Genomic DNA, 15,383 nt, shown 5'->3' with positions numbered 1-15,383 from the left:
GCCTACTTGAGGAGGGCGACGCCGTTGGAGGTGCCCAGGCGGGTGGCGCCCGCGGCGATGAGCGCCTCGGCGCCCGCGCGGTCTTTCACGCCGCCGGAAGCCTTGATGCCGGCCTTGCAGCCGGCGGCCTCCCGGATGCGGGCGACGGCCTCCGGGGTGGCCCCGCCGGGGCCGTAGCCGGTGGCGGTCTTCACGAAGGCGGCCCCGGCCTTCACGGCGCGGCGGGAGGCCTCGGAGATCTCTTCCGGGGTGAGGGCGGCGATCTCGATGATGACCTTCAAAGGACGGCCCTGGGCGGCGGAAACCAGCTCGTGGATCTCGTGCTCGATGAAGTCCCAGTGGCCTTCCTTCACCGCGCCGAGGTTGATGACCATGTCGACCTCGTCCGCGCCGGCCTCGACGGCGATGCGCGTCTCCGCCGCCTTGGCGAGGCTGGAGCTGGCCCCGTGGGGGAAGCCGACGACGGTGACGACCTTCACATCGGAACCCTGGAGGTTCTTCTTCGCGTCGGGGATCCAGTGGGAGTGGACGCAGACGCCGTGGAACTTGTGCTCCCGCGCCTCGGCGCAGAGCTTGGCGATGTCGGCGGAGGTCGCCTCCGGCTTGAGGAGGGTGTGCTCGATCAGTTCGTTGATGTTGGCGGTGGTGGACATGATGTTAGGCCAGGCGCAGGTCGCCCTGAAGGTGAAGGTTGTCGGTATACCGGGGGCGCTTCTCCACGTCGGAAAGGTAGCGGAAGAATTCCTCCGGCTGCTCGAAGAGGTGGCCCTTCTCGATATAGCTGTCGGTCGTGAAGGGGGAGAAGCCCTTGGGGAAGATCATGTAGCGGGCCTTCATGTAGTCCCGGGCGTGGCCCAGCTCGTCCATCATGCCGGCGGAGAGGGGCGGCCGCTCCGGATAGGGGTGGATGGCGACGACGGCGTCGACCTTCCCCACGTACCAGTGCAGGTCCCGGTGGACGGTGTAGGCGTAGATGACCTCCCGCGCGATGGGGTCGGAGTCGTGCCCGGCGATTTCCACCGTCTGCGGGTCGATGACGACGGCGTAGTCCCGCAGGCCGCGGATCACCTCGTTGACCTGCACGCGCTTTTCCGGCGTGGCGTAGGTCATCGAGTAGCTGGCGTAGACCACCCACGGGCGCGGGTGGGCGACGAGCTTGTAGAGACAGTCGGGCGGCTCGCCGACGGCGATCACGTAGTGGGGCACGCCCATGAAGCGCGCCCAGTCCTCCGCCAGGGAGACTTCCTCGTTCATCCAGGAAAGGATCTCGTAGAGGGTGTGGTTGCGGTCCTTGAGCGCCTTGAGGAAGGGATCGGCCTGGTCGAGGGTTTCCAGCTTCTGCTTGATGACCCACTCCGCCTCGATGAGGGTGACGATGACGTCGGGCTTGATGAACTCGCGGATGATCCGCTGGTCCTTGAACTTCCGGTTGATCCGGTTCCACTCCACCGTGGCGGGGGCGCGGATGATGACGTCCTTGAGCTTCTGGCGCTCGATCTCGAAGCCGATCTTCTCGTATTCCCGCTCGCGCGTCAGCTCGAAGACGTAGTCGGTGGTGCCCAGGAGGCGCTCCAGGGGCTTCTTCCCGCCCCGGGTGAACTCGTTCACCGCGTCGAAGACCCGGAAGTCCCGGCCGTTTTGCTTTCCGAGGGCGACCACCTTCTCGATGTAGGCCGCGTCGTCCATCCCTGCGATCATGCCGGTGACCAAGACTTTCATAGGAGGACCGAGATCGTACGCTTCACGCGTAAAAAGTAAAGCCAACCGGCATGGGTACTGCTTCTCTCCTTTTATGGACCCGAAACCGGCCCCGCATGCCCCTTCCCGCGCCCGCACCCCGGACGTGAAGCGGATCATCACCGAAAACACCCCGTTCGCCCGGTTCCTCCTCGGCTTCAAGACCCTGCCGGACGAGACCCGGACCGCCATCCTGAAGCTGGCTCCCGACGCGGACAAGGGCCGCTAGGCTTCCCCGCTTGCCGCCCCCGCCCTCTTTTGGCAAAAAGACGGGCCCGTGGAACGCTACTACTGCCCCGATCTTCTCTCCGGCCGCTTCGACGAGGCCGAATCCCGCCACTGCGGCCGCGTCATGCGGCACGGCCAGGGAGACCTGGTCCACGCCTTCGACGGCCAGGGCCGGGAATGGAAGGTCCGCCTGACCCGGGAGGAAGCCAAACGCTGGCACTTCGAAAAACTGACCGAGACGGTCAGCCCGGCCCCCGCCGTCCGCCTCATCCTGGCCCAGGCCGTGCCGAAGAACCGCGCCATGGACCTCATCCTGCAAAAGGCGACCGAGCTGGGCGTCGCCGAGATCGCCCCCCTTCTCTCCGACCGCGTCGTCTTCAAGGCCGGGGAGGACGACGGCGAGGCGAAGGCGGAGAAATGGCGGGAGACCGTCATCGAGGCGGCCAAGCAGAGCGGCCAGAACTGGCTCCCCCTCATCCACCCGCCGCGCCGCCCGCGCGACTTTTTCCCGGAGGTGGCCCGCGCGCCCCTGAAGGTGATCGGCTCCCTCCAGCCGGAAGCCCGCCCGCTCAAGGAGACGCTGCGGGAGGCCCCCGCCAAGCCCGCCAGCGCGGTGGTCATGATCGGGCCGGAGGGGGACTTCACCCCCGCCGAGGTCGGCGAGGCCCGCGCCCACGGCTTTCTCCCCGTCTCCCTGGGGGACCTGGTCCTCCGCTCGGAGACGGCCGCCCTCTACACGCTGGGCGCGCTCAAGTACGAGCTGATGTAAATCAGCTCAGGGGAACCTTCGCCTCCAAGCCCGTGGCCATGGGGAGGCCGTTGGCGCCGATCAGATTCTCGCTGATCTGCTGGCCGACCTGCCCGTTGTTCCAGCCGAAGTAGCCGTGCTGCTTGATCAGCTCCGCCACCTTCGGCACGACGAAACGTTCCCACGACGGATCGCCCGCCTTGATCTTCTGCGCCACGATCTGGGAGGAGAACTGAAGGTCGCCGATGGCGTTGTCGTCCGCCTGCACGTCCTGGATGGAACTCTGGTGGATCAGGTGGAGGTAGAGGTGCCGCACCTCGTCCGGCATCTGAATGTTGCGGATGCTGATCCGCTCCCCCTTGGGGTCGACGCCGGGGTAGACGTAGATGCGGACGGCGTTCTTGAAGAGACGCCCGAAGGCCTCCAGCGTCCCGCCCTCCAAGTCGCCGTAATAGTCGTCCCGGAAAAGCTCCCGCATGAGCGGGATGCCCATGACGATGCCCACCATCTCCCGCGTGTAACGGGAGAGGAAGGCGCTCAACTTGTAGAACTCCGCGTAGTTGGAAATCATCACCGTCTTTCCCAGGGCGGCCAGGACGTCGACGCGCTCCAGGAAGTCCTTCGGGTCGACCTGCCCCTGGTTGAGCAGGTTGTTCATCGTCATCTCCGCGATTTCCAGGACCGGCTTGTCGGCGTTGCGGGGGTCCTGGAGGAACTGCGCGCGGGCCTGGGCCAGCATGTCCAGGTTGATGCGGGTGATGGGGCGGAAGTTGCCGCGCTCGATGAGGATCGCCTTCTTGTAGAGCGCCTCGGAGGGCTGGAGAGTCTCCCCCTCCGGGCTGAACATGGCCACCTCCGCCAGGCCCAGCCGGACCAGGTGGAGGGAGAGGAGCCGGTTGTCCAGGCCCGCGAAGTCGGGGCCGGAGAAGTGGATCATGTCGATCTCGATCCGCTCCGCCGTCAGGCCGTCCAGCAGGGACTCGACGAGGGTGTAGGGCCCCTGAGAGTTGTAGAACGCGCCGTGGAGGAGGTTGACCCCCAGGATGCCCAGGGCCTCCTGCTGGAGGAGGTTCTCCTTATCGAGCATGCGGACGTGGAGGATGATCTCGTTGGCCCGGCTGTGGGTGTGGAGCTGGTAGCGGATGCCCAGCCAGCCGTGGCACTCGTCCTTCCCCTGGTAGCTGCGGGCGCGGACCGTGTCGGCGAAGGTGAAGAAATGGGTGTCGTTCCCCCGCTTCTCGTTGAGCCGCTCGATGAGGAGGTCGAACTCGTGGTGGAGCATCTGCTCCAGCCGCTGGCGGCTGACGTAGCGCTCGCACGGCCCGTAGATCGCGTCGGAAAAGATCATGTCGTAGGCCGACATGCTCTTGGCCACCGTGCCGGCGGCCGCGCCGACGCGGAAAAACCAGCGGGCCACCTCCTGCCCCGCGCCGATCTCGGCAAACGTCCCGTATTTCTTCGGGTCGAGGTTGATCTGGAGGGCCTTCTGGTGGGTCGAAAGGATTTCGCGCGGCATCGGGACCTATAATATGCCCGAAAAACGGGCGCGGGGCAATGCCCCCACCCTACGGCATCTCGTTGAGCCCGATCTGGGCGCGGCTGCCAATGCCATTATCGACGCGGAAGCCGCCGGGCTCCAGGTTCCCCGTCAGGAGGGCCTTCTCCACGCCGTGCCCCAGGTGGACGGCGGGGCCCTGGATCTCGAAGTTGCACCCCTGGACGATGAGCCGCCCGGCGTCCGCCTGGACGTCGCCGCCCCCCTGGCAGATGTGGCAGGCGGAAAGGGTCACCTGGGTCTTCCCCCGCAGCCACGCGGCGTGGGAAAGAACGCCCCAGAAATTGCAGTTCACGAACTGGGCCGCCCCCGCCGCCTCCGGCGCGGTGACGATGGCGGAATTGGGCTCCCCGGCGAAGGCGGTGAACTCCCCGTTGGTGACCTGGAGGCCGATCGGCTGGATCATGTCGATGCCGACGCAGACGCGGCAAAAGTCGGCCCCGATGCCGAGGAACTGCCCGTTGCACCCGCCGCGCTCCCCCTTCACGAAACGGTAGCCGTACGCCGCGCCCCAGACGAAGGTGTCGACGACGTATTCCCAGTCCGAGCGGGCGAAGACGAAGGCCTCCAGGTTTTTCGAGACGAAGTCGCGGATCTTTTCCTCGCTGGGGCTTCCGGGGCCCGGCGGCTGGATGCCGTTCCTCTCCGTGAAGGAGGGATGGCCGCTGCGGGACCAGTAGTGGGGATTGAGGTGGACGTTCTCGATCCGGCCGATGTCCGTGCAGTTGTCGACGAAGACGCCGCGCCGCAGGGCGAAGCCGTAGACGTTGCGGATGAGGTGCAGGGAGCCGTCCCCGCCCTGCCCGATGGAGATGCCCTGGTAGGCGTTGACCAGGGTGACGTTCTCCACCGTGGCGTGCATGCTCCGGGAACGCACCGCCCACGGGTAGGGCTGGATATCGTTCCAACTCTCCTCCGGCCAAAGGAGGGTGACGCCCTGCAGCGCCGCGTCGCGGGAAAGCTCGATCGCGGCCGGGCCGTCCTCCTGGCCGCGCCCGCCGGTGAGGAGGAGGGTGGTCCCCTTCCGCCACTCCTGGCCATGGTGGGGAGCCGTCCAGCTGCCGCGCAGAGCCACGCCCGGCGGCACGGTCAGATGCCCGGCAAGGAGGTATTGGCCCGGCGGCAGGAGCACCTCGCCCCCGGCGGCCCCGGCCGCGTCGAGCCGCTGCTGGATGGCCGCCGTGGCGTCCGCCCGTCCGTCGGCGGGCAGGGGGGCCAGGTCGGCCCGGGCCAGGATGGGGAAAAGGAGCGCCGCCACGAGAACCCGCCGGTGCCGTTTCATGGGGGAAGAGGGTGGAGGCCGCCCCCGCGCGGGGGAAGCCGTTTTTTGGGATGGGCCCCGCCGCCGCGCTGTGGAACGATGCGGCCTCGTCATGCACCGCGATCCTCTGCCCGAGCTGCCGCTGGCCTCCCTCCGCCAGGACTATATGGCCCGAGGCCTGAGCGAGGCCGACCTCGACCCCGATCCATTCCGCCAGTTCGCCGCGTGGTTTTCCGAGGCGCTGGCGAGCGGCGTGCGGGAGCCGAACGCCATGGTCCTCTCCACCGCCACCCCCGGCGGCTCGCCGCGCGGGCGCTTCGTCCTTCTCAAGGGCTACGGGCGGGACGGCTTCCATTTCTTCACCAACACGCGGAGCGACAAGGGCCGGGCCCTTTCCCTCAACCCGCAGACGGCGCTTACCTTCGGCTGGCTGGAGGTGGAGCGGCAGATCTGCATCGAAGGCCGGGCCGAGCCGCTGCCCCGCGAGGCGGTGGAAGCCTACTTCGCCAAGCGGCCGCGCGGCAGCCGCCTGGGAGCCTGGGCTTCCGAGCAGAGCCGCGTCCTGCCCGACCGCGCCGCGCTGGAACGCCTCCTGGCGGAGGCGGAAGCGGCCTTCCCGGAAGGGGCGCAGATCCCCGCGCCGCACGCCTGGGGAGGCTATCGCGTGGTGCCCCACGCGATCGAATTCTGGCAGGGCCGGACGAACCGGCTGCACGACCGCCTCCGCTACCGGAAGACGGGGGACGAGTGGAAGATCGAGCGGCTGGCCCCGTAAGGGGAAGCCTAGCGAACCTGGAAGCGGCCCGCGCCCTGGTAGTGGTGCAGGGCGGAAACGCGGGCCTGGACGCCCTCCACCTCGCGGCTGCGGCGGAATCCGGAGGCGACGGCGCCGATGCCGTCGTGCTTCATCTCGAAATTCTGGAGGGCCAGGAACTCCCACTTGCCCGGCAGCGCGCCGGGACGGGGCGCGGCCTCCTGCGAGGGGAACTCGACGCCGGCGGCGGGCATTCTCATGGGGCTTGGCTCCTAGGAGCGGGACTGCGCGGCCTGGCGGCCGGCGACCAAGGTGTTGTAGTTCCGCAGGGTGGCGCTGCGGCGCCCTTCGGGCAGGTCGAAGTCGGCCTGGCGGGCACGCTTGTTCTGGTCCGCTTCCACGGGGGAGGCCTCCGTGGAACCGGCGGCGCGGAGGCGGCGGAAAATGCGGTCGGCGGTTTCCGGCAGCGCGGCGACCTGCTGGTAGGGAACGGCGGGATGCTGCGGAAGGGAATCGGCCCGGCTGGCGGCGGGAGCGCCGATCAGGACGCCCGCCAAGGCGGCGGTGCCCACGGCGACGGCCGCGCTGAGGCCTGCGGAAGCGCCGGAACCGGCGCCCGCGCTTGCCCCGGAAGAACCTTGGGAATTTCCTCCTGCCATAGAAGGCAAAAACTGCCGGGGCGGCGCCCGGAAATCAAGCCGGAATCAGGGAAAGTTGCTCCCGCAAATCGCCCAGCTGCTCGCGCCAATAGGCTTCCGTCCCGAAATGCTCGAAACGGCGGGGAAAGGCCGGGTCGTCCCACCGCTTGGCGATCCAGGCGGAGAAGTGGATGTAGCGCAGCGCCCGCAGCGGCTCGATGAGGGCGGCGGTGGCGCGGTCCAGCTCCCGCATCTCCTCGTACCCCTCGAAAAGGAGGCGCCGCCGCTCCACGGCCTCCTCGTCCCGGCCCGGGACGACGAGCCAGAGGTCCTGCATGGCGGGGCCGACGACCATGTCGTCAAAGTCGACCCAGGAGGGGCCGCTCTCCTCGTTCCAGATCAGGTTCCCCAGGTGGCAGTCCCCGTGGAGGCGGTGGACGGCGGCCCGCTCGAAAAGGGGGAACGACCGCTCGCAGATCTCCTCCACCACGTCGATGTAGTCCTGCTCCAGCCGTTCGGGAATCGCCTCCGCCTCCAAAAGGAAGTCGAGGTTGCGCAGGCCGTAGCTCTCCGGGTCAAGGCGGAGGCGGTGCGGCGCCTCCCCCGCCGCGCCGACGTTGTGCAGGCGGCCCAGGAGCCGCCCGACGCGCCGGAGCTGGTCGGCGTCCATCTCGTCCGGATGGCGGCCGCCCATCTTCGGGAAGAGGGCGTAGTGGACGCCCGCCTCCTCCGCGCGGCGCAGGGTCGCGCCGTCCGGGAAGCGGAGCGGGGCGACGACGGGCACGTCGGCCTCCGCCAGGTCCAGCAGGAAACGGTGCTCCTCCTGAATCTGCTCCCGGCTCCAGCGGCCCGGACGGTAGAATTTGATGACGCGCGCCTTCTCGCTGGGGCTGCGGAGGCGGGAGGGGTCGGCCACCTCGACCTCCACCTCGTAGACGCGGTTCTCCAGGCTGTTGAGCTGCAGGGTCCGGCCCGTGCAGCGGACCCCGAGGCCCTCCGCCGCCTGCAGGATGCGGTCCGGCGTCAGCTCGTAGAAGAACTCGGTCTCCCGGTCGCCCCAGGCGGAGGCGGCGTGGTCGGGCGCGGCCATCAGCGGGCGGGTGGAGGAGGAGGCGCGCCGTCCTGTCCGGTGGGGAGCATGCCGGCGGCGCTCTCCACGGTCTCCCGGTAGGTCGCGGCGTTTTCCATGACGTTGGTGGAGACGGCGGGCGGCGCCTGGTCCGGCTGGGCCGCGGACGAATCGTTCTGCTGGAGATACGTGGCGGCCTCCGAGTTGGTGTGGGACTCGGTGGCCAGCCGCCGGATTTGGGCCAGCTTCGGCGTCGTGTCGTCGCCGTAGAAGTCCCAGACCTTCAGCGCCAGGGTGCAGAGCGCGAAGAAAAGGGTGACGTAGAGAAACGCCTTGAAGAGCATGGAAAAGAGTTTCACGGAAACCGGAGCGTTGCAGGTGAGACTTTGGCCTAGGCATTTTAACTTACCCGCCCCTTCCTTGACAAACAAGAGGAGGCGATCAAAATCGCGGTTATGCCGCTGAATTCGATCGGCGCGGCGGTGCCTCTCCAGGTGCCCCTGCCCACGACACCCCCTTCCAAAAAGGAAGGGGCCGGCTCCCTCGACCCGGACCAGAGCCAATCGCCCTCTTTCCCCGTTCCCGCCGCCGAAGCGGCGGCCGGGCAGGAGGAATCGGCCGCCCAGTCCGGTTCCGAGGGCGATTCCGCTCCGGAAGATCCCCTGGCGGACGTCGACCCCTCCAGCCTCACCACGTACGACGCCCGGGGCAATGTCCAGACGGGCCGCGCCGCCTCCGGCGCGGCGGTCCAGTTCCTGGCCTAGTTTGACAACCCGCCCGCGATCCCCGAAGATCGCCGGCCCATGACCGCCTCCGCTCCCGCCGCGCTCCGTTGCGACGGGCTTTCCTACGCCTACGGCGCCCGCCTGGCCCTGGACCAGGTTTCCTTCGAAGTCCGCCCCGGGGAAATCTTCGGCGTCCTGGGGCCGAACGGCAGCGGCAAGTCGACCCTCTTCCCGCCTCCTCTCCACCCTGGTCCCGCACGACCCCGCCCGGGGCGCCCTCTCTCTCAACGGCCACCCCTACCCGGCGGAGGCCGCCGCCGCGCGGCGCGGCCTGGGCGTCGTCTTCCAGTCCCCCAGCCTGGACAAGAAGCTGACCGTGGCGGAGAACATGCAAACCCACGGCGCGCTTTACGGCCTGCGCGGCGCGGCGCTGGAAAGCCGCGTGGCGGAACTTTTGGAGCGCTTCGCCCTGGCCGACCGCCGCCGGGACAGCGTGGAGGCCCTCTCCGGCGGCCTGCAGCGCCGGGTGGAAATCGCCAAGAGCCTCATCCCCCGCCCCACCCTCCTCCTCCTGGACGAGCCAAGCACCGGCCTGGACCCCTCCGCCCGGCGGGAACTGTGGGACTACCTGCGCGCCCTGCGGGAGAGCGACGGGCTGACCCTGATGATGACGACCCATTTCCTGGACGAGGCGGAGTGGTGCGACCGGCTGCTGGTCCTCGACCAGGGCCGCGTGGTGGCCCTCGACGCGCCCGACGCGCTCAAGCGCAAGGTGGGCGGGGGCGGCGCTCTCCTCTCCGTCCAGCCCCTGCCCGGCGCGGCCGCCGCGCTGCGGGAGACGCTGCGGGGCCTCGGCTTCGCCGCCACGGAGCGCGGCGCGTTCCTGGACGTGGAGGCCCCCGCCCACGCGGAGGCGGAGCGCCGCCTGGTGGAGGCGCTCCTGGCCGCCCACCGCCGGCAGATCGCGGGGCTGACCCTCTCCGCGCCCTCCCTGGAAACGGTCTTCACCCGCCTGACGGGCCGCTCCTTCACCTCATGAATTCCTTCACCCCCGCCGTCCTGGCCCTGACCCGCCGCGAGGTCGTCCGCTTCCTGCGGCAGCGCAACCGCGTCGTCGGCGCGCTGGCCACGCCGCTCGTCTTCTGGTTCCTCATCGGCTCCGGCGTCGGCCGCTCCTTCTCCGGCGCGGGCGGGAGCGCCTCCTACCTCCAGTATTTCTTCCCGGGCACCCTCCTCCTCATCATCCTCTTCACCGCCATCTTCTCCACCATCTCGATCATCGAGGACCGGCGGGAAGGGTTCCTGCAGGGCGTCCTGGTCTCCCCCATCCCCCGCTCCGCCTTCGTCCTGGCCAAGCTCCTGGGCGGCACCCTCCTCTCCCTCCTCCAGTGCGTCCTCCTCTACGGCCTGGCGGCGGCCATGGGCCTGCCCGCCACCCCGGGCGGCTTCCTCCTCTTCCTGGCGGCCGTCGTCCTCCTGGGGCTGGGGCTCACCGCGCTGGGCTACCTCATCGCCTGGCCGCTCGACTCGACGCAGGGCTTCCACGCCCTCATGAACCTGGTCCTCATGCCGCTCTGGTTCCTCTCCGGCGCGCTCTTCCCCCCCGGCGGCGCGGCGGGCTGGCTGCGCGCCCTCATGGCGGTCAACCCCCTCTCCTACGGCCTGGAACTGCTCCGCGCCTCCCTCAACCCCCATGCGCCCGCCGCCGTCTCCCTGCCGGCGGCCCTGGCCGTCACCGCCCTCTTCGCCCTGGCGCTGGGCTGGGCCTGCGCCGCCATGACGGAAAAACGGGGGGCCCGTCACCCATGAGACGCTGGGAATGGGTCCTCACCGGCCTGCCGATCCTCCTCTTGGGGGCGGTGCTGACCGTCTTCGTCCTGCGCCACCTGGGCGGAATGCACAAGGAGGAGGAGCCCCTCCCCCGCTACGCGCAGATCCATCCCTTCTCCTTCGTCGACCAGGACGGGCGGCCCTTCACGGAAAAGGACCTGCTGGGGAAAGTCTGGGTCGCCCAGTTCTTCTTCACCAGCTGCCCCGGCCCCTGCCCGGCGGTGAGCCACCAGATCTCCCAGCTCCAGGACATGCTCTCCGGCGTGCCGGAATTCCGCCTCGTCTCCATCGCCATCGACCCGGAGAACGACACCCCGGCGGCCCTGCGCGAATACGCCGCCCGCATGGGCGCGCAGCCCGGGCGCTGGATCTTCCTCACCGGCACCCCGGAGGGGCTGGCCCAGCTGGTGCGCCAGGACTTCATGATCGGCTTCCAAAAAAACCCCGACCCCTCCCAGGGCCGCTACCTTCACAGCACGAAGGTGGCCCTCGTCGACCCGCAGGGCGTCGTCCGCGGCTACTATGAAGGCCTCGACATGGAGGCGCCGCAGCGCATCCTTTCCGACATCGGCCGCCTGCTGAGAGAACAACCCGCCCCATGACCGTCCACGAATTCGCCAGCCACCTCCCCCCCGTCAACGCCAGCCTCAACGCCCTGACCGCCGTCCTCCTGGCCGTGGGCCTCTGGCGGATCAAGCGCGGCGACACCGGCGGCCACATGCGCGTCATGCTCACCGCGCTCTCCGTCTCCGCCCTCTTCCTGGCCTGCTACCTCCTCTACCACTTCTTCCACGGCGCCACCCTCTTCCCCCGGCACGACTGGTCGCGGCCCCTCTACTTCCTCGTCCTGGGCACGCACACCGTCCTGGCCGTGGTGAACCTGCCCCTCATCTTCCTGGCCGTCCGCCACGCCGTGCGCGGCGACTTCGCCCGCCACGTCGCCATCACCCGCTGGCTCTGGCCCAGCTGGATGTACGTCTCGGTCACCGGCGTCCTCGTCTACTTCATGCTCTACAAGTGGTTCACCGCATGAGGAGACGCCTCCTCTTCCTCGCCCTCCTGGCCCTGCCCTCCCTGGCGCGGGCCTGCCCCGGCTGCAACACCGGCGTCCGCAGCGGCGACGCGGCGGCGACGACGCGGGTCCTGGCCGGCTTCTCCTGGAGCGTCGTCCTCCTGGTCGGGGCCGTCGCCCTGGCCCTGGGCTTCCTGGGCTGGGCCGCCGCCCGCGCGGTGAAAGAGGCGGACCAAGCCCGGAATTAAAATGGCCTGGGACCTGGCGGTCGTCGCCCTCTACTTCGCCGCCATCGCCGCCATCGGCCTCTGGATGGGGCGCGGGGAAAAGAGCCTGCGGGGCTACGCCCTGGGCGACCGCTCGATCCCCTGGTGGGCGATCCTCGCCTCCATCCTCGCCTCGGAAATCAGCGCCGCCACCTTCCTGGGCGCGCCGGGGGAGGGCTACGCGCTGCGGAACTACACCTACCTGCAGCTGGCCGCCGGGACGATCCTGGCCCGGCTCCTGGTGGGCCGCTTCTTCATCGGCGCCTACTACGCGCACGGCGTCGTCTCCATCTACGAGTTCCTGGAGCAGCGCTTCGGCCCCGCCAGCCGGAAGGCGGCCTCCCTCGTCTTCCTGGCCACCCGCGCCCTGGCCAGCGGCACGCGGCTCTACGTCGCCGCCATCCCGCTGGTCCTGGCCATCGAGATCGCCCGCGGCGCGGCGCCCGGCGCGGGGGAGGAAGTCGCCATCTACCTGGGCACCGTCGTCGTCCTCACCCTCCTCACCGCGCTCTACACGGCGGCGGGCGGCATCAAGGCCGTCGTCTGGACCGACCTGATCCAGGCCGCCATCCTCGCCGTCTCCCTGGCCGCCACGCTGGCCCTCCTCCTGGGCCGCATCCCGCACGGCTGGGCGGGGGCGCGCGCCTTCCTCCTGGGACCGGACGACCTGCGGCTGGCCGTCACCGGCCTCATCCCGCACGGCGGCTGGGCGGCGAGCCTCCGGAACATCCTGGAGAGCGACTACACCCTCTTCTCCGCCTTCATCGCCGCCACCTTCATCACCCTGGCGACGCACGGCACCGACCAGGACATGGTGCAGCGGATGCTGACCGGCAAGGACGCCAAGGCGGGCGCGCGGGCGGTCATCCTCTCCGGCCTGGCCGACGCGCCGATCGTCTTCGCCTTCCTCACCATCGGCATCCTCCTTTGGGTCTTCTACCAGGCCCACCCGGACCCGCGCCTGCCGCGGGAGAACGTCCAGGTCTTCGCCTACTTCATCCTGACGCAGCTGCCCGCCGGGCTGCGCGGCCTCCTCGTCGCCGCGCTTTTGGCCACCGCGATGGGATCCCTCTCCACCGCCCTCAACGCGCTGGCGACGAGCTTCTGCCGCGACTTCCGCCCCATGAAAGACGGGGAGGCCGCCCTGCGCGCCGCCCGCCGGGCCACGGTCGGCTTCGCCGCCCTCCTCTCCCTCATCGGCGCGGCGACGGCCTACGTGGTGGTGAATTCCCCCGGCGCGCGCATCCTGCCGATCGTCCTCGGCGTCTTCGGCTACACCTACGGCTCGCTCCTGGGCGTTTTTCTCCTGGCCCTCTTCACGAAGAACCGGGGGAGCGACCGGGGCAACCTGTGGGCGATGGCGGCGGGCTTCCTGGCCGTCAGCTACCTCAGCGGCCTCTTCCCCCTGCCGCACCCGGCGGGGCTGCCGATGCTGGCCTTCCCCTGGCGGGTCTTCTTCGGCACCGCCGTGACGGCGGCGGTTGGGGCCTGCTTTAAAACGAAAAGAAACTAACGGACAGGCAAGCCCTGCCCGCGCAGGTAGTCCCGCACCTGGGCGACGGTCAGCTCGTTCCGGTGGAAGACGCCCGCGGCGAGGACCGCGTCGGCCTCCCCCTCCCGCAGCGCGGCGGCGAAGTCTTCCAGCCGCCCCGCGCCGCCGGAGGCGACGACCGGCACGTCGACCGCGCGGCTCACCCGGCGGGTGATCTCCAAATCGTAGCCCTGCTTCGTCCCGTCGCCGTCGATGCTGTTGAGGACGATCTCCCCCGCGCCGAGGGCGGTCCCCTTCTCCGCCCAGGCTTCCGCCTCCCACTCCGTCTCCTTGCGGCCGCCGTGGCTGAAGACCTTCCAGACGCCGGGGGCGGTCCGCTTGGCGTCGATGGAGAGGACGACGCACTGGCGGCCGAAGCGCTCGGCCCCCGCGCGGATCAGGTCGGGGTTGGCCAGGGCGGCCGAATTGACGCTGATCTTGTCCGCCCCCGCCTGGAGGAGGACCCGCATGTCCTCCGGCGCGCGGACGCCGCCGCCGACGGTCAGCGGCATGAAGCACTGGTCGGCCGTCCGCTCGATGACGGAGAGGATCCCGGCCCGCCCCTCGGACGTGGCGGTGATGTCGAAGAAGACCAGCTCGTCGGCCCCGGCGGCGTTGTAGCGCAGGGCCAGCTCCACGGGGTCGCCGACGGAGTGGAGCCCGCCCTCCTCGGCGCGGCCGAACTGAAGGCCGCGCGTCACCTGCCCGGCGTGGACGTCGAGGCAGGGAATGATCCGTTTGGCGAGCATAGGGGGGCGATTTTCACCCCGCCGCCGCCCGCCTGGCAACAAAGAGATTGCGGCTCCGGCCCCGAAGGAGGAAAATCCCCCCTAACGATGCATACGTTTTTGGTGGTTCTGGCGATCTCCGGGGTATTCGCCATCATCTACATGCTTCTCTTCCACCGGCTGCACTGATTCCCCCGCCGTCCCCGGAAGCGCGGCGCGCCAAGGCTTTGAAGGCCTCGAACGCCTTTCGGCCGTCGGCGACTTGCTCCGGGCCGAGGATGTCCTTCACCGGGGAGCGGTCGATGTCGAGCGGCAGAGTGTAGATCCCGGCGTTATGTTCCCCGCACAGCGGTCGCGGCAAGCCGACCGTGCTGAGGCGGCCCGGCCCGGCGGCGGCCTGCAGGTCGAAGTTCCGCGCCTCCCGGGCCGGGCGGAAGGAAGGATCGGAAATCCTCTCCGCCAGCGCCTCCACGACGGCCGTGTGCGCCTTCACCCGCCTGCCCAACTCCATGTAAGAGGGCGTCTCGACGATGTAGGCCAGATCGGTGACGCCCACCTCGCGGAGAAGGGAGGTTTCCGCCTGCTTGTTGTGGAGGTAGCCGACCAAGCCGTCGGCTCCCGGAACTTCCGACTGGAGACCGCCGCGGCGAATGACGCCGTCTTCCGCGGCCAGGCCGTCGATCTCGGCCAGCCGGTTGCGGGGCATGCCCGATTTTTCCAGGGCGCCCCGGATCTCGTCGATCGCCACGGGGCCGCCGTCCCGGTTCATCTCGTAGATGTAGGCGCCCTGGCCGCCCTCCCCCTCGTAGCGTTCCCAGTCCTCGTGCGGGCTGATCGCGGCGGTGAACTTGCCGATCGCCCGGTAGAACGCGGCCAGATTCCGCGCCTCGTCGCTGGAGGTGAGGAGGAAATCCCGGTTCAGGTCGACATTCCGCCCGTTCCCGCGCTTCCCTTGGCTAAGGCCCACCGGGTTGACCATCGGGATCAGCACCACCTCGCAATCCTTGAGGGAGGGCGAGGAAAGAAGATCGAGGCAGGCCAGCGGCCCCGACGGCTCGTTGCCGTGGATGCCGGTGGTGATGAGGAGGGAGGGGGAATTCGGCTTCGGGGCCGGTTTGTGGAAAATCAGGCGGTCGTAGCCCCCCGGCTGGTCGAGGGTAACGACCTCCCACGCATGGGGGCTCCGCGCCGCCCGCGCCCGCAACCGCTCGTTCAACTGGGCGGGATCGACTTCCCGCCGCGTCGGCTCGTGCGCGGCGGCCGCCAGCTGGCCCGCCAATTCCGGGGCAAGATCGCCCATA

The 15,383-nt window shown here is 69.5% G+C and carries 20 protein-coding genes; 10 read left to right on the top strand and 10 right to left on the bottom strand.

The window, feature by feature from the left end; genetic code table 11:
- Window positions 1–2: 2 nt before the first annotated feature.
- Both deoC and PW734_04885 read right to left on the bottom strand, forming a co-directional pair.
- Window positions 3–653: a deoxyribose-phosphate aldolase gene (gene deoC / locus PW734_04890; GenBank protein ID MDE1170539.1), complete on the bottom strand. Its 651-nt coding sequence runs from the start codon at window positions 651–653 to the stop codon at window positions 3–5.
- Between the two features lie 4 nt (window positions 654–657).
- Window positions 658–1,719, bottom strand: a complete 1,062-nt coding sequence (locus PW734_04885) for a hypothetical protein (GenBank protein ID MDE1170538.1) — start codon at window positions 1,717–1,719, stop codon at window positions 658–660.
- Window positions 1,720–1,792: 73 nt separating this feature from the next.
- Here PW734_04885 and PW734_04880 point away from each other — a divergent pair, with 73 nt between their 5' ends.
- Together PW734_04880 and PW734_04875 are read left to right on the top strand one after the other, a co-directional pair.
- Window positions 1,793–1,966: a hypothetical protein gene (locus tag PW734_04880; protein MDE1170537.1), complete on the top strand. Its 174-nt coding sequence runs from the start codon at window positions 1,793–1,795 to the stop codon at window positions 1,964–1,966.
- Between the two features lie 48 nt (window positions 1,967–2,014).
- Window positions 2,015–2,734: an RsmE family RNA methyltransferase gene (locus PW734_04875; GenBank protein ID MDE1170536.1), complete on the top strand. Its 720-nt coding sequence runs from the start codon at window positions 2,015–2,017 to the stop codon at window positions 2,732–2,734.
- Window position 2,735: 1 nt separating this feature from the next.
- On the opposite strand, the gene PW734_04870 is transcribed toward PW734_04875, so the two are convergent.
- Together PW734_04870 and PW734_04865 are read right to left on the bottom strand one after the other, a co-directional pair.
- Window positions 2,736–4,229 carry a TonB-dependent receptor gene (locus PW734_04870; protein MDE1170535.1) on the bottom strand — a complete coding sequence of 498 codons (1,494 nt, stop codon included), beginning with the start codon at window positions 4,227–4,229 and terminating at the stop codon, window positions 2,736–2,738.
- A gap of 49 nt (window positions 4,230–4,278) precedes the next feature.
- Complete coding sequence (locus tag PW734_04865; GenBank protein MDE1170534.1) at window positions 4,279–5,550, bottom strand: glycosyl hydrolase family 28-related protein; 1,272 nt, start codon at window positions 5,548–5,550, stop codon at window positions 4,279–4,281.
- A 91-nt stretch (window positions 5,551–5,641) separates the two neighbouring features.
- Between PW734_04865 and pdxH the strand changes: the two genes are divergently transcribed.
- The gene (gene pdxH, locus PW734_04860; GenBank protein ID MDE1170533.1) at window positions 5,642–6,304 is read left to right on the top strand and encodes a pyridoxamine 5'-phosphate oxidase; all 663 of its coding nucleotides are present in this window, start codon (window positions 5,642–5,644) and stop codon (window positions 6,302–6,304) included.
- Between the two features lie 8 nt (window positions 6,305–6,312).
- Here pdxH and PW734_04855 read toward each other — a convergent pair whose 3' ends face one another.
- From PW734_04855 to PW734_04840, 4 genes are read right to left on the bottom strand one after another with little or no spacing between them, the layout of a single operon-like run.
- The gene (locus PW734_04855; protein ID MDE1170532.1) at window positions 6,313–6,543 is read right to left on the bottom strand and encodes a hypothetical protein; all 231 of its coding nucleotides are present in this window, start codon (window positions 6,541–6,543) and stop codon (window positions 6,313–6,315) included.
- A gap of 12 nt (window positions 6,544–6,555) precedes the next feature.
- Window positions 6,556–6,942, bottom strand: coding sequence for a hypothetical protein (locus PW734_04850; protein ID MDE1170531.1), 387 nt, complete (start codon window positions 6,940–6,942; stop codon window positions 6,556–6,558).
- Window positions 6,943–6,976: 34 nt separating this feature from the next.
- Complete coding sequence (locus PW734_04845; GenBank protein MDE1170530.1) at window positions 6,977–8,011, bottom strand: serine/threonine protein kinase; 1,035 nt, start codon at window positions 8,009–8,011, stop codon at window positions 6,977–6,979.
- Window positions 8,011–8,349, bottom strand: coding sequence for a hypothetical protein (locus PW734_04840; protein ID MDE1170529.1), 339 nt, complete (start codon window positions 8,347–8,349; stop codon window positions 8,011–8,013). Before PW734_04840 ends, PW734_04845 begins: the two co-directional genes overlap by 1 nt.
- Window positions 8,350–8,445: 96 nt before the next feature.
- Between PW734_04840 and PW734_04835 the strand changes: the two genes are divergently transcribed.
- The 7 genes from PW734_04835 (at window position 8,446) to PW734_04805 (ending at window position 13,336) form a co-directional block, all read left to right on the top strand.
- Window positions 8,446–8,754 carry a hypothetical protein gene (locus PW734_04835; protein ID MDE1170528.1) on the top strand — a complete coding sequence of 103 codons (309 nt, stop codon included), beginning with the start codon at window positions 8,446–8,448 and terminating at the stop codon, window positions 8,752–8,754.
- Between the two features lie 208 nt (window positions 8,755–8,962).
- A complete protein-coding gene (locus tag PW734_04830; protein MDE1170527.1) occupies window positions 8,963–9,754 on the top strand; it encodes an ABC transporter ATP-binding protein in 792 nt (263 codons plus the stop codon).
- The gene (locus PW734_04825) at window positions 9,751–10,524 is read left to right on the top strand and encodes an ABC transporter permease (GenBank protein ID MDE1170526.1); all 774 of its coding nucleotides are present in this window, start codon (window positions 9,751–9,753) and stop codon (window positions 10,522–10,524) included. The genes PW734_04830 and PW734_04825 overlap by 4 nt, the downstream gene beginning before the upstream one ends.
- Window positions 10,521–11,147 carry an SCO family protein gene (locus tag PW734_04820; protein ID MDE1170525.1) on the top strand — a complete coding sequence of 209 codons (627 nt, stop codon included), beginning with the start codon at window positions 10,521–10,523 and terminating at the stop codon, window positions 11,145–11,147. Before PW734_04825 ends, PW734_04820 begins: the two co-directional genes overlap by 4 nt.
- On the top strand, window positions 11,144–11,578 hold the full coding sequence (locus PW734_04815; GenBank protein ID MDE1170524.1) for a DUF420 domain-containing protein: 435 nt from the start codon (window positions 11,144–11,146) through the stop codon (window positions 11,576–11,578). Before PW734_04820 ends, PW734_04815 begins: the two co-directional genes overlap by 4 nt.
- A complete protein-coding gene (locus PW734_04810) occupies window positions 11,575–11,805 on the top strand; it encodes a hypothetical protein (protein ID MDE1170523.1) in 231 nt (76 codons plus the stop codon). Before PW734_04815 ends, PW734_04810 begins: the two co-directional genes overlap by 4 nt.
- A 1-nt stretch (window position 11,806) precedes the next feature.
- Window positions 11,807–13,336 carry a sodium:solute symporter gene (locus PW734_04805; protein ID MDE1170522.1) on the top strand — a complete coding sequence of 510 codons (1,530 nt, stop codon included), beginning with the start codon at window positions 11,807–11,809 and terminating at the stop codon, window positions 13,334–13,336.
- Here the strand turns inward: PW734_04805 and hisF are convergent.
- Window positions 13,333–14,103, bottom strand: coding sequence for an imidazole glycerol phosphate synthase subunit HisF (hisF, locus tag PW734_04800; protein MDE1170521.1), 771 nt, complete (start codon window positions 14,101–14,103; stop codon window positions 13,333–13,335). The two genes, PW734_04805 and hisF, sit on opposite strands and share 4 nt — an antisense overlap.
- 133 nt (window positions 14,104–14,236) lie before the next feature.
- Complete coding sequence (locus PW734_04795) at window positions 14,237–15,382, bottom strand: DUF2817 domain-containing protein (protein ID MDE1170520.1); 1,146 nt, start codon at window positions 15,380–15,382, stop codon at window positions 14,237–14,239.
- Window position 15,383: the final 1 nt, after the last annotated feature.

Source organism: Verrucomicrobium sp. (genome assembly GCA_028283855.1).
GTDB lineage: Bacteria > Verrucomicrobiota > Verrucomicrobiia > Methylacidiphilales > GAS474 > GAS474.
The sequence above is the reverse complement of the archived record's forward strand: the minus strand, read 5'-3'. Positions and strand labels throughout refer to the sequence as shown.

What these genes read in the sequence shown, in the direction of transcription:
- PW734_04850 (MDE1170531.1), bottom strand. Translation starts at nt 6,942, where the DNA reads ATGGCAGGAGGAAATTCCCAAGGTTCTTCCGGGGCAAGCGCGGGCGCC.
- PW734_04855 (MDE1170532.1), bottom strand. Translation starts at nt 6,543, where the DNA reads ATGAGAATGCCCGCCGCCGGCGTCGAGTTCCCCTCGCAGGAGGCCGCG.
- hisF (MDE1170521.1), bottom strand. Translation starts at nt 14,103, where the DNA reads ATGCTCGCCAAACGGATCATTCCCTGCCTCGACGTCCACGCCGGGCAG.
- PW734_04865 (MDE1170534.1), bottom strand. Translation starts at nt 5,550, where the DNA reads ATGAAACGGCACCGGCGGGTTCTCGTGGCGGCGCTCCTTTTCCCCATC.
- PW734_04845 (MDE1170530.1), bottom strand. Translation starts at nt 8,011, where the DNA reads ATGGCCGCGCCCGACCACGCCGCCTCCGCCTGGGGCGACCGGGAGACC.
- PW734_04870 (MDE1170535.1), bottom strand. Translation starts at nt 4,229, where the DNA reads ATGCCGCGCGAAATCCTTTCGACCCACCAGAAGGCCCTCCAGATCAAC.
- PW734_04885 (MDE1170538.1), bottom strand. Translation starts at nt 1,719, where the DNA reads ATGAAAGTCTTGGTCACCGGCATGATCGCAGGGATGGACGACGCGGCC.
- PW734_04825 (MDE1170526.1), top strand. Translation starts at nt 9,751, where the DNA reads ATGAATTCCTTCACCCCCGCCGTCCTGGCCCTGACCCGCCGCGAGGTC.
- PW734_04820 (MDE1170525.1), top strand. Translation starts at nt 10,521, where the DNA reads ATGAGACGCTGGGAATGGGTCCTCACCGGCCTGCCGATCCTCCTCTTG.
- deoC (MDE1170539.1), bottom strand. Translation starts at nt 653, where the DNA reads ATGTCCACCACCGCCAACATCAACGAACTGATCGAGCACACCCTCCTC.
- pdxH (MDE1170533.1), top strand. Translation starts at nt 5,642, where the DNA reads ATGCACCGCGATCCTCTGCCCGAGCTGCCGCTGGCCTCCCTCCGCCAG.
- PW734_04815 (MDE1170524.1), top strand. Translation starts at nt 11,144, where the DNA reads ATGACCGTCCACGAATTCGCCAGCCACCTCCCCCCCGTCAACGCCAGC.
- PW734_04795 (MDE1170520.1), bottom strand. Translation starts at nt 15,382, where the DNA reads ATGGGCGATCTTGCCCCGGAATTGGCGGGCCAGCTGGCGGCCGCCGCG.
- PW734_04810 (MDE1170523.1), top strand. Translation starts at nt 11,575, where the DNA reads ATGAGGAGACGCCTCCTCTTCCTCGCCCTCCTGGCCCTGCCCTCCCTG.
- PW734_04835 (MDE1170528.1), top strand. Translation starts at nt 8,446, where the DNA reads ATGCCGCTGAATTCGATCGGCGCGGCGGTGCCTCTCCAGGTGCCCCTG.
- PW734_04880 (MDE1170537.1), top strand. Translation starts at nt 1,793, where the DNA reads ATGGACCCGAAACCGGCCCCGCATGCCCCTTCCCGCGCCCGCACCCCG.
- PW734_04805 (MDE1170522.1), top strand. Translation starts at nt 11,807, where the DNA reads ATGGCCTGGGACCTGGCGGTCGTCGCCCTCTACTTCGCCGCCATCGCC.